We start from the raw sequence: 10,404 nt of genomic DNA, 5'->3' as shown, positions 1-10,404 counted from the left end.
CCCCATCCCAGCCTTCCCCCGGAGGGGGAAGGAGCAACACAAGAAGGCAGGGCAAGGTCATTTGCGCCGCACCCGGTACTGCGTCAGCAGCGTCGCCACCAGCACCGCGATCAGCGAGGCCGCGACGATCACGTCGGCGATGTAGGTCGGCACACCGACCGCGCGGCTCATGCTGTCGGCGCCGACCAGCACGCCGGCCACGAACACGCCCGCGGCGATCACGCCCAGCGGATGCAGGCCGGCGAGCATCGCGATCACGATGCCGGTGTAGCCGTAGCCCGGCGACATGTCGAGCGTCACGTAGCTGGTACGGCCCGCGACCTCGATCGCGCCCGCCAGCCCGGCCAGCGCGCCCGACAGCAGCGCGACCATGACCACGGTGCGCGTCACCGGCACGCCCGCGAAGGCCGCGCCGCGCGCGTTGGCGCCGACCGCGCGGATGTCGAAGCCCAGCACCGTGTACTTGAAGATTGCCCAGACCATCACCGCCAGCGACACGGCCCAGACCAGCCCGGTGTGCACGCGGGTCTGCGGGATCAGCTTGCCGAGTTCGAGATCGCCCTGCAGTGCCACGCTCTGCGGCCAGCCCATGGCGGTCGGGTCCTTCATCGGGCCGTCGAGCATGGCCGAGACCGCGAGCAGCACGATGAAGTTGATCAGCAGCGTGGTCACGACCTCGTCCACGCCCAGCCGGTTCTTCATCAGGGCCGGGCCCAGCAGCAGCAGCGCGCCGGCCACGGCCGCGGCCAGCATCATCAGCGGGAACAGCAGCCAGGGCGAGAGCGCGAAGCCGGTGCCGCCGTGCATGCCGCCGACCGCGATCGCGGCCAGCGCGCCGGCGTAGAGCTGGCCCTCGGCGCCGATGTTGAACAGCCGCGCCTTGAAGGCCACGGTGGCCGCGAGCCCGGTGAGGATCAGCGGGATGGCGCGGGTCAGGGTCTCGCTCCAGGCGAAAACCGAGCCGAAGCCGCCCTGCAGCAGCAGCGCATAGGTGCGGCCCACGGGCGCGCCGGCCCAGAGCACCAGCAGGGCGCTGACGACGAGCGTGAAGGCGACCGCGCCGATGGGCGCGAGCACGAGGGCCAGGGGGGAAGTCCGGTGACGGCGTTCGAGTCTCATGAATGTTCCATGCCTGCCATCGCGAGGCCGATGGCTTCGCGCGTCCAGGCGGTTGCGGGCCGCGGTTCGCCCAGGTGGCCGCCGTGCATCACGGCGACGCGGTCGCCCAATGCCAGCACCTCGTCGAGGTCGTCGGAGATCACCAGCACCGCGGCGCCGGCATCGCGCGCGGCGATCAACTGCTGCTGCACGTACGCGACCGCACCGATGTCCAGGCCCCAGGTGGGCTGGTGCGCGACGATCAGCCGCGGCGGCTTGCGCTGGCCGTTGGCGGACTCGGGCGCCATCAGCGCGCGGCCCAGGATCAGCTTCTGCATGTTGCCGCCCGAGAGCGAACGCGCGGGCGAGGAGAGCCCCGCGCCGCGCACGTCGTAGGCCTTCTCGACCCGCGCCGCATAGGCGCGTGCGGCGGCGCGTTTGACCCAGCGCAGGCCCAGCGGCGTCCAGCGCGAGAAGGCCGGGCTGCGCAGCCGTTCGGACACCGCGTTCTCCCACACCGGCAGGTCGCCGATCACGCCCACGGCGTGCCGGTCTTCGGGGATGCGCGCGACGCCGCGCGGCACCAGCCGGGCGGGCGAGGGCGGCAGCGCGCGGCCCATCAATTGCACCGAGCCGGCCACCGCGCGGCGGGTGCCGCTCAGCAACTCGGCCAGCGCCACCTGGCCGTTGCCCGACACGCCCGCGATGGCGACGATCTCGCCGGCCCGGAGCGTGAGCGTCACGCCGTCGAGCCGGTCATGGCCGCTGCCGGTGGTGCGCACATGGTCGAGCACGCAGACCGCGTCGCCCACGCTGCGGGCCGGCCGGCGCGCGGTCTTCTCGACCGCATGGCCGACCATCCAGAGCGCGAGCTCGGCCTGCGTGGTGTCGGCCGCGCGCGCCTGCGCCACCAGCTTGCCGCCGCGCAGCACCGCCACGCGCTGCGACACGCGCAGCACCTCGCCCAGCTTGTGGCTGATGAAGATGATCGACAGGCCCTGGGCCACCATCTGGGCCAGCGTGTCGAACAGTGCCTCGCTCTCCTGCGGCGTGAGCACCGCGGTCGGCTCGTCGAGGATCAGGATGCGCGCGCCGCGGTACAGCGCCTTGAGGATCTCGACGCGCTGGCGCTCGCCGACCGACAGGTCGCCGATCTTCGCCTCGGGCTGCACCGGCAGGCCGAAGCGCTGCGAGACCTCGAGCAAGCGCGCGCGCGCCGCGCTGCGCCGCGAGAAGGGTTGCCACAGCGGCTCGGTGCCCATGAGCACGTTGTCGAGCACGCTGAGGTTGTCGGCCAGCGTGAAGTGCTGGTGCACCATGCCGATGCCCGCGGCCAGCGCGGCCTTGGGGTTGCCGGGCGGCAGCGCCTGGCCGAAGGCCTCGATGCGGCCCTCGTCGGCGGTGTAGTGGCCGAACAGGATCGACATCAGCGTCGACTTGCCGGCGCCGTTCTCCCCCAGCAGCGCCAGCACTTCGCCGGCCTGCAGCTCAAGGGAGATCGCGTCGTTGGCCACCAACGCACCGAAGCGCTTGGTGATGCCCTGAAGGCGTAGAACGATTTGAGTCATGAATGTCTTGCTCCTTCCCCCTTTGGGGGAAGGTGGGGATGGGGGCTCGCGGCCCATGTCATCGTCCTGCGGTGGCGCCTGCCCCCACCCCGGCCCTCCCCCGGCGGGGGAGGGAGTGAAGGCGGGATCACTTCCAGGCCGCGAGGAAGGCCAGCATCACCTTGGCCGAATTGTCGGCCGCGATGCCCATGAAGGTCCCCATCTCGTTCTCGCCGTCGCCGCCGCCCGCGAGGTCGCTGAGCGAGCGGAAGGCGATGTAAGGCACGCCGTTGCTGTAGGCGACCATGCCCACGGCCGCGGTCTCCATGTCGATCACGTTGGCCTGGAAGGTCCTGAAGGTGTATTCGCGGTACGCCTTGTTGTCCATGAAGGCCTGGCCCGAGACGCCGTTGCCGCCCACCACGAGCTTCGGCTTGCGCGGCAGGCACCTGCCCGCGCTGCAGTTCGCGAGATCGACGTTGCGGATGCTGCGCGCGACCGCGAGCATCTTCGGATCGGCCTCGAACCAGAACTTGCGTTCGATCTGCGGCTTGGCCTCGGTGCGCACCTCGACGGAGCGTGGATGCACCATGCCGAAGTTCGGGAACATCGTCGCGTCGGTGATGAAGGGCGGTGCGCTGAACCGGTCCGGTGCGGTCTCGCGCGCCATCAGCACCTCGAGGTACTGGCCCCATTGCGCCGGCACGGTCACGTCGCCCACGTGCAGCGCGGGGTTCACGCCGCCCGCGATGCCGCTGAAGACGACGTGGGTGACGCGAAAGCGGTCCAGCACGCGCTGCGTGTTCATGGTCGCGTTGGTCATGCTGATGCCCGACAGGAACAGCACCACCGGCTTGCCTTCGAGCGTGCCGGTGGTGAAGTCCACGCCGTGCACGCTGTGCGTGACCGGCTTCTGCAGCCTTGTCAGCAACAGCGTAAGTTCGGGCTGGAAGGCCGAGATCACCGCGATGCGCGGCGTGTCGTCGAGGCGGGTGTCCTCGACCGCGCCCACGCTCTTGTAGATGCCGATGCAGCCCGTGAGCGTGGCCATGCCGGCCGCCAGCACGACGGCCGACAGCGCCGAGCGCCAGCGCGTGATCGCGGCCGTCTTCACTTCGCCGTCGATTTGGGCTGCGCGTCGTCGACCTTGACGGTGAACTTGCCCGCCACGATGTCGGCTTCCTTGGCCTTGACCTTGGCGACGGTATCGGCCGGCACCTTCTTCTCGAAGGTGCCCAGCGGCGCGAGCTCGGAGCCCTTGTGCTTCATCATCGAATATTGGCCGTAGTCCTCGGCCGTGAACTTGCCTTCCTTCACCAGCTTGATCGCGCGGTCGGCCGAGGGCTCGAAGTTCCACAGCGCCGACGAGACCACGGTGTCGGGGTACTGGGCCTGGGTGTTGATCACGTTGCCGATCGCGAGCTTGCCTTTTTCACGCGCCGCATCGCTCACGCCGAAGCGCTCGGCGTAGAGCACGTCGGCGCCCTTGTCGATCATCGCGAAGGCGGCTTCCTTGGCCTTCGGCGGGTCGAACCAGCTGTTGATGAAGCTCACCGTGAACTCGACCTTGGGGTTGGTTTCCTTGGCGCCGGCCATGAAGGCGTTCATGAGCCGGTTGACCTCGGGGATCGGGAAGCCGCCGACCATGCCGATCTTGTTCGACTTGCTCATGCTGCCCGCGACCATGCCGCTCAGGTAGGCCGGTTCCTGGATGTAGTTGTCGAACACGCTGAGGTTGGGCGCCTGCGGCTTGCCCGAGGAGCCGAGCAGGAAGGAGGTCTTGGGGAAGTCCTTGGCCACCTTGCGCGCCGCCGCTTCCACGCCGAACACGTCGCCGATGATCAGCTGGTTGCCGCCGGTCGCGTACTCGCGCATCACGCGCTCGAAGTCGGCGTTGGTGACGTTCTCGGTCGCCTTGTACTCGATCTCGCCGCGCGCCTCGGCCGCCTTGAGCGCCTTGTGCAGCCGGCTGACCCACTGCTGCTCGAAGGGCGAGGTGTAGACCCCCGCCACCTTGAGCTTGGCCTGCGCCAAGGCCAGCCCCGGCGCACCCGCCGCCATGGCGGCGGCCAGCGCCACCGAACGAATGATCAATTGACGACGAGCTGTCACGGAGCTTCTCCTCGGGTTGTTGAATGCTGTTATCCGGGCAGGCGAAACGCGGCATGCCCTGTCTGTTCGAGAACACCGAGGAACCGGCTTTGCCGGGCCTCTGGTGTTGCCCCCCAGTGGGGGGAGGGGCGCCGCGACACGCAGTGCGCAAGCCCTTCGGGGGGCGTCCTTACTTGGTGCCGAAGATCCGGTCGCCCGCATCGCCCAGCCCCGGCAGGATGTAGCCATGGCTGTCCAGTTCGCGGTCGATGGCGGCGGTGTAGATCGGCACGTCGGGGTGGGCCGTCTGCATGTTCTTCACGCCCTCGGGGCAGGTCAGCAGGCAGACGAACTTGATGGACTTCGGGTTCATCTCCTTGAGCCGCTCGACCGCGGCGATGGCCGAGTTGCCGGTGGCCAGCATCGGGTCGACCACGATGATGTCGCGGTTCTCCATCTCGCTGGGCATCTTGAAGTAGTACTCGACCGCGGTCAGCGTCTTGGGGTCGCGGTACAGGCCGATGTGGCCGACGCGCGCGCCCGGCACCACGCTCAGCATGCCTTCGAGGATGCCGTTGCCGGCGCGCAGGATCGAGACCAGCACCAGCTTCTTGCCGTCGATCACCTTGGACGTCATGGTCTCGAGCGGGGTCTCGACCTCGATGTCCTGCATCGGCATGTCGCGCGTGACCTCGTAGGCCATGAGCATGCTGAGTTCGTTGAGGAGGCGGCGGAAGCTGTTGGTGGACGCATCCTTGCGGCGCATCAGCGTGAGCTTGTGCTGGACGAGGGGGTGGTCGAGGACGTGGACGTTGCTCATAGGGCGGAGATTCTGAGGAAAGGCATGGCGGCGTTGCCGTGTTTTTTTCTAAACGGAGGGGGGAGAGTTTAAAAGACGGTGCCGTCGCTTTCGATCCGCAGGGGTGGTGCACCGTCACGCAAGCGCTGTGCCAGCACGCGCCCCGCGGCCCAGGTGCCGCCCTCGAGCACGCAGGCCAGCGGCAATTCCTCGGCGCTGCGGCCCAGCAGGGTGCGCACGCGCGGCGCCAGTTCGTCCAGCAGCGCGACCGTCAGCGCGCGCCATTCGACGATGAATTCGTCGCTCACCTTCCAGCTGCGTTCAAGCGAGGCCGCGTCGCGCGGCACGATCACGCCGCTGTCGATCAGCAGGCCGCCGTTGCGGTATTCGGGCAGGCCGGTGAGCGCATCGAGCCCGCGCACCTTCACGCCCGCGCCCTCGATGGGTTCCAGCAGCGAGTAGGTGAGCCATTGCGAGAGCTTGTGGAAGGGCATCCAGCCGTTGGTCAGGCCCGGGCCGTGCACCGCGCCGTGGCGCCAGCAGTCGCCCAGCGCGAAAGCCGGGTCGCCCGAGCCCATGGGGATGCCGCCGGGCGCGTCGCTGCCGTCGAGCGCCAGGCTGTCGACCGCGTTGGCGGCCGGCCAGATGCGCGACAGCGAACTCAGCAGCAGCGACAGCAGTTCGTGCGCCTGGACCTCGGCGGTCGGCGGAATCGCCGGGCCGTAGGGCCCGACCAGCGCATCGAACAGCCGGCCCGGCCGGCCCTCCTGGCCGAAGACCTCGGGCTGCTCGGCCAGTGCCTCGCCCAGGCGCCGCAGCAGCATCGCGCGGCCGGCGATGCCCACCAGCGGGTTGACGTCGCTCAGCTGGAAAGCCTGGGCCAGCCGGTCGGTCACCAGCGCCCGCAGGCCCGCGGCATCGGCCTGCAGCGGGCGCGCGGGGTCGGAGGAGAACAGGCCGCTGGTGAAGGCATGGAAGCTGGCCACGCCCAGGCCCTCGGAGCGCGTGAAGCGCTGGCCGCTGGCCGATTCGACATAGTGCCAGTCGGGGCCGGCACCGGCGTCGAGCAGCACGCTCACCAGCACCAGGTCGATCTGCACGCGGGCGCGTTCGCGCGGCGTCACCTTGTCGCCCAGCAGCCGGTCGAGTTCGGCCAGCCGATCGACGCCGCCGGCCTCGAAATGGCGCCAGCGGCTGTGGAAGGGGATGCGGCCCGAGGGGTAGCGTTCGCGCGTCACGTCGGCCACCGTCTGCGCGGCGCCGTCGAGCGCAGCCGCGTCGCCGATCGTGAACCAAGCCGATTCGCCGCTGCGCGCACGCGCCAGCAGCTGCGCCGCGCGTTCGCGCACCGCCGTCGTGGTGCGCAGCCAGGTGGCGGCCGCGGCGGGCTGGTTGAAATCGGGCGTCAGCTCCTGCACCGGGTCGACGCGGCCTTGCGCGTCGGCGTGGCGCACCGCGTGGTTGGCGGTCGCGTGTTCAGGGTCCAGCCCGTAATTGTCCTTGCTCATTCGGTCAGTCCTCGGCCCTTGGCCTGCTTGAGTTCGTCGGCGTCGGGCACATGGCCCGGCGTGAAATAGCCGGCCGCCTTCTTGGCGTCCATCTCGACTTGCGCATCGGCCGGGATCAGTTCGTCGGGGATGTTGACCCGCTCGCCGATCTCGATGCCCGAGCCGGTGATGGCGTCGAACTTCATGTTGCTCATCGAGACCAGCCGGTGGATCTTGGTGATGCCCAGCCAGTGGAAGACGTCGGGCATGAGCTCCTGGAAGCGCATGTCCTGCACGCCGGCCACGCATTCGGTGCGGGCGAAGTACTGGTCGGCCGTGTCGCCGCCGACCTGGCGCTTGCGCGCGTTGTAGACCAGGAACTTGGTGACCTCGCCCAGCGCCCGGCCTTCCTTGCGCGAATAGGCGATCAGCCCGACGCCGCCGCGCTGCGCGCCGCGGATGCATTCCTCGATCGCATGCGTGAGGTAGGGCCGGCAGGTGCAGATGTCGGAGCCGAACACGTCGGAACCGTTGCATTCGTCGTGGATGCGCGCGGTGAGCTCGACCTCGGGGTTGGCCAGGTCGCGCGGGTTGCCGAAGATGTAGAGCGTCTGCCCGCCGATGGGCGGCAGGAAGACCTCGAGGTCGGAGCGCGTGACCAGCTCGGGGTACATGCCGCCGGTCTCCTCGAACAGCGTGCGGCGCAGGTCGGTCTCGGAGCAGCCGAAGCGCTTGGCCACCTCGGGCAGGTACCAGGCCGGCTCGACCGCCACCTTGGTCACCATGGCCGCGCCGCCCGCGGTGAGGAACTTGCCGTCGGCCTGGAGCCGGCCGGTCTGCAGCGCCTCGATCACCTCGGGCAGGATCACGTGGGCCTTGGTCACGGCCAGGGTCGGGCGGATGTCGTAGCCGGCCGCGAGCTCGGCCGCGAAGACGTCGGCCACGATCGCGCCCCAGGGATCGAGCGAGACGATGCGCCCGGGCTCGCTCCATTGCGGGTACGGCCCGATCACGTCGGTGGGCGAGGTGTTGGTCAGGTCGGCCTTGTGCTCGCGCTTGAGCGCCCCCGCGGCCACGGCCAGCGCGCGGTACACGCTGTAGGAGCCGCTGTGGGTGCCGATCACGTTGCGGTGCGCGCGCGAGGTGGTGGTGCCCACGATCGGGCCGCGCTCGGCGGCGGTGGCCGCGCCCCAGTGGATCGGCAGGGCGCCGAAGCCGCTGGCGTGCGAGGTCAGCCGGATGTGGCGCGGGCCGGCCGCGTTCACGGCGGTGGCCGCGGCGGCGTAGATCGGGGACAGCGAGACCGGGGCCAGCGCGTCGGGCTCGCCGGGCGGCACCTCGTTGATCGGCGGCGTGGCGGACGGCGGGGAGAGGAAGGACGCGGCAGGCGTGCCGGAGGTGGGAAGGGGAGAACTCGGAACGGTGTCGACAGACATTGCAGGCCCTCAAAAAATGCAATGTACCGAGGGACCCCGTGGCTGGCAAGCGCAGGCACGCCATCGGCCGTAGGCGGGCGCCGCGACCGGTCCACGGCACAATCGACCCGTCTTTTTTCACCGGCCCCGCCTCCCGCTGTAACCCGCAGAGCGAATGAAACGAACAACATCCGGGAGCCCGCAGCATCTGCACGACGCCGAAGCGGCGCTGCACGACCTGTTCGTGCGCGGCCAGGCGGGCGACGCCGTGGCCTATCGCGCCTTCCTGGTCCAGCTGGGCGCGCACCTGCGCGGCTTCCTGGGCCGGCGGCTGTTCGGCTGGCCCGATGAAGTGGAAGACCTCGTCCAGGAATGCCTGATCGCCATGCACAACCAGCGCCACACCTACCAGAGCGACCAGCCGCTGACGGCCTGGGTGCACGCGATCGCGCGCTACAAGATGATCGACCTGCTGCGCGCCAAGGGCAGCCGCGAGGCGCTGCACATCCCGCTGGACGACGACCTCGAGGTGTTCGCCGATTCCGCCACCGAGGCCAGCGACGCGCGGCGCGACCTTTCGGGCCTGCTCGACACCCTGCCCGACCGCCACCGGCTGCCGATCGTCCACGTCAAGCTCGAAGGCCTGTCGATCGCCGAGGCGGCCGAGAAGACCGGGATGTCGGAGTCGGCGGTCAAGGTCGGCATCCACCGCGGGCTCAAGGCGCTGATGCAGAAGATCAAGGACGCCCGATGAAGACCGATGCACTGATTGCGATGCTGGCGGCCGACGCCGCGCCCGTGCCCCGCCAGGCCGCGGCGCGCCGGCTCGCGCTGGCGCTGGGCCTGGCGGTGCCGCTGTCGCTGGCCCTGCTGCTGGTGGGCTACGGCGTGCGCCGCGACTGGGCCGATGCGGTGCAGCTGCCGATGTTCTGGCTCAAGCTGCTGTTCCCGCTGTGCATCGCGCTGGCCGCGGGCGTGATCCTGCAGCGGCTGGCGCGGCCGGGCGTGCGCATCGGGCGCGCGTGGCCGCTGCTGCTGTGCGTGCCCGTGGCCTTGATCTGGGCGCTGGCGGCGGCCGTGTGGATGCCCGCCGCCGAACCCGAGCGCGCGACCATGCTCTGGGGCATCTCGTGGCGGATCTGCGCGGCCAGCATCCTGCTGATGGCCGCACCCGTGTTCGTCGCGGCCATGGTGGCGCTGCGCAGCCTGGCGCCGACCCGGCCCGCGATCGCGGGCGCCGCGGCCGGCGCGCTGGCGGGCGGCGTGGGCGCCGCGGTCTATGCAATGCACTGCATGGAACTGGCGGCGCCGTTCCTGGCGGTCTGGTACGTCAGCGGCATCGCGGCAACGGCCCTGATCGGCGCCGTGCTGGGCCCGCGCCTGCTGCGCTGGTGAGGCGCCGCCAGCAGAGATCGGGCAGGCGCACGACAATCGCGCGCTGAACCCCAGGAGACCCCCATGGCGCTTTCGTTGTACGACCTTTCCATCCCCGTGTTCCTCCGCGGCCTGCACCAGCTGAGCCACCTGCTCGACAAGGGCCTGGCCCACGCCACGGCCACCGGCATCGACACCGCGACCCTGGTCAATGCCCGGCTCGCACCCGACATGTACACGTTGGCCGGCCAGGTGCAGGGCGCGAGCGATGCCTCGAAGCTGGGCAGTGCGCGCCTCGCGGGCGTCACGGCGCCGAGCTTCCCCGACACCGAAACCACCTACGCCGAGCTGCAGGCCCGGGTCGCGAAGACCATCGACTACCTGAACACGATCGAGCGGGCGCAGGTCGACGGCTTCGAGGACCGCGTGGTGGTGATGAAGAGCCGCGGCAACGAGGTGCAGTTCACCGCGCAGCGCTACCTGCTGCAGTTCGCGCTGCCCAACTTCTTCTTCCACGTGACCACCGCCTACGACGTGCTGCGTCACAGCGGCGTGCCCATCGGCAAGATGGACTACCTCGGCAAGTTCTGAGC

At 70.0% G+C, this 10,404-nt stretch carries 10 protein-coding genes; 3 read left to right on the top strand and 7 right to left on the bottom strand.

The features are described from left to right. Positions 1-57: 57 nt before the first annotated feature. From A9977_RS31840 to A9977_RS31810, 7 genes are all read right to left on the bottom strand, one after another. Complete coding sequence (locus A9977_RS31840; RefSeq protein WP_183028818.1) at positions 58-1,119, bottom strand: ABC transporter permease; 1,062 nt, start codon at positions 1,117-1,119, stop codon at positions 58-60. Further along, positions 1,116-2,666, bottom strand: a complete 1,551-nt coding sequence (locus tag A9977_RS31835; RefSeq protein ID WP_183028817.1) for an ABC transporter ATP-binding protein — start codon at positions 2,664-2,666, stop codon at positions 1,116-1,118. The genes A9977_RS31840 and A9977_RS31835 overlap by 4 nt, the downstream gene beginning before the upstream one ends. 127 nt (positions 2,667-2,793) lie before the next feature. Further along, the gene (locus tag A9977_RS31830) at positions 2,794-3,696 is read right to left on the bottom strand and encodes a 5'-methylthioadenosine/S-adenosylhomocysteine nucleosidase (RefSeq protein WP_183028827.1); all 903 of its coding nucleotides are present in this window, start codon (positions 3,694-3,696) and stop codon (positions 2,794-2,796) included. Between the two features lie 59 nt (positions 3,697-3,755). Further along, the gene (locus A9977_RS31825; RefSeq protein WP_183028826.1) at positions 3,756-4,706 is read right to left on the bottom strand and encodes a BMP family protein; all 951 of its coding nucleotides are present in this window, start codon (positions 4,704-4,706) and stop codon (positions 3,756-3,758) included. A gap of 220 nt (positions 4,707-4,926) precedes the next feature. After that, positions 4,927-5,556: a uracil phosphoribosyltransferase gene (upp, locus tag A9977_RS31820; protein ID WP_183028816.1), complete on the bottom strand. Its 630-nt coding sequence runs from the start codon at positions 5,554-5,556 to the stop codon at positions 4,927-4,929. A gap of 68 nt (positions 5,557-5,624) precedes the next feature. Next, positions 5,625-7,043 carry a URC4/urg3 family protein gene (locus A9977_RS31815; RefSeq protein ID WP_183028815.1) on the bottom strand — a complete coding sequence of 473 codons (1,419 nt, stop codon included), beginning with the start codon at positions 7,041-7,043 and terminating at the stop codon, positions 5,625-5,627. Next, positions 7,040-8,458 (bottom strand): GTP cyclohydrolase II, encoded by a 1,419-nt coding sequence (locus tag A9977_RS31810; protein ID WP_259652243.1) that lies wholly within the window; start codon positions 8,456-8,458, stop codon positions 7,040-7,042. Before A9977_RS31810 ends, A9977_RS31815 begins: the two co-directional genes overlap by 4 nt. A 154-nt stretch (positions 8,459-8,612) precedes the next feature. Between A9977_RS31810 and A9977_RS31805 the strand changes: the two genes are divergently transcribed. The 3 genes from A9977_RS31805 (at position 8,613) to A9977_RS31795 (ending at position 10,402) form a co-directional block, all read left to right on the top strand. Continuing rightward, the gene (locus A9977_RS31805; RefSeq protein WP_183028814.1) at positions 8,613-9,191 is read left to right on the top strand and encodes a sigma-70 family RNA polymerase sigma factor; all 579 of its coding nucleotides are present in this window, start codon (positions 8,613-8,615) and stop codon (positions 9,189-9,191) included. Next, positions 9,188-9,832, top strand: coding sequence for an NrsF family protein (locus A9977_RS31800; protein ID WP_183028813.1), 645 nt, complete (start codon positions 9,188-9,190; stop codon positions 9,830-9,832). The genes A9977_RS31805 and A9977_RS31800 overlap by 4 nt, the downstream gene beginning before the upstream one ends. Before the next feature lie 63 nt (positions 9,833-9,895). Beyond that, positions 9,896-10,402, top strand: a complete 507-nt coding sequence (locus tag A9977_RS31795) for a DUF1993 family protein (RefSeq protein ID WP_183028812.1) — start codon at positions 9,896-9,898, stop codon at positions 10,400-10,402. Positions 10,403-10,404: the final 2 nt, after the last annotated feature.

The sequence above is a fragment of the Variovorax sp. UMC13 genome (genome assembly GCF_014170375.1).
Classification (GTDB): Bacteria; Pseudomonadota; Gammaproteobacteria; order Burkholderiales; family Burkholderiaceae_C; genus Variovorax.
Note: the sequence above shows the minus strand (reverse complement) of the source record. Positions and strands in the feature narration are given on the sequence as shown.

Excerpts from the sequence above, each read along its gene's own strand:
- A9977_RS31840 (WP_183028818.1), bottom strand. The coding sequence starts at position 1,119 with ATGAGACTCGAACGCCGTCACCGGACTTCCCCCCTGGCCCTCGTGCTC.
- A9977_RS31835 (WP_183028817.1), bottom strand. The coding sequence starts at position 2,666 with ATGACTCAAATCGTTCTACGCCTTCAGGGCATCACCAAGCGCTTCGGT.
- A9977_RS31830 (WP_183028827.1), bottom strand. The coding sequence starts at position 3,696 with ATGGCCACGCTCACGGGCTGCATCGGCATCTACAAGAGCGTGGGCGCG.
- A9977_RS31825 (WP_183028826.1), bottom strand. The coding sequence starts at position 4,706 with ATGGCGGCGGGTGCGCCGGGGCTGGCCTTGGCGCAGGCCAAGCTCAAG.
- upp (WP_183028816.1), bottom strand. The coding sequence starts at position 5,556 with ATGAGCAACGTCCACGTCCTCGACCACCCCCTCGTCCAGCACAAGCTC.
- A9977_RS31815 (WP_183028815.1), bottom strand. The coding sequence starts at position 7,043 with ATGAGCAAGGACAATTACGGGCTGGACCCTGAACACGCGACCGCCAAC.
- A9977_RS31810 (WP_259652243.1), bottom strand. The coding sequence starts at position 8,458 with ATGTCTGTCGACACCGTTCCGAGTTCTCCCCTTCCCACCTCCGGCACG.
- A9977_RS31805 (WP_183028814.1), top strand. The coding sequence starts at position 8,613 with ATGAAACGAACAACATCCGGGAGCCCGCAGCATCTGCACGACGCCGAA.
- A9977_RS31800 (WP_183028813.1), top strand. The coding sequence starts at position 9,188 with ATGAAGACCGATGCACTGATTGCGATGCTGGCGGCCGACGCCGCGCCC.
- A9977_RS31795 (WP_183028812.1), top strand. The coding sequence starts at position 9,896 with ATGGCGCTTTCGTTGTACGACCTTTCCATCCCCGTGTTCCTCCGCGGC.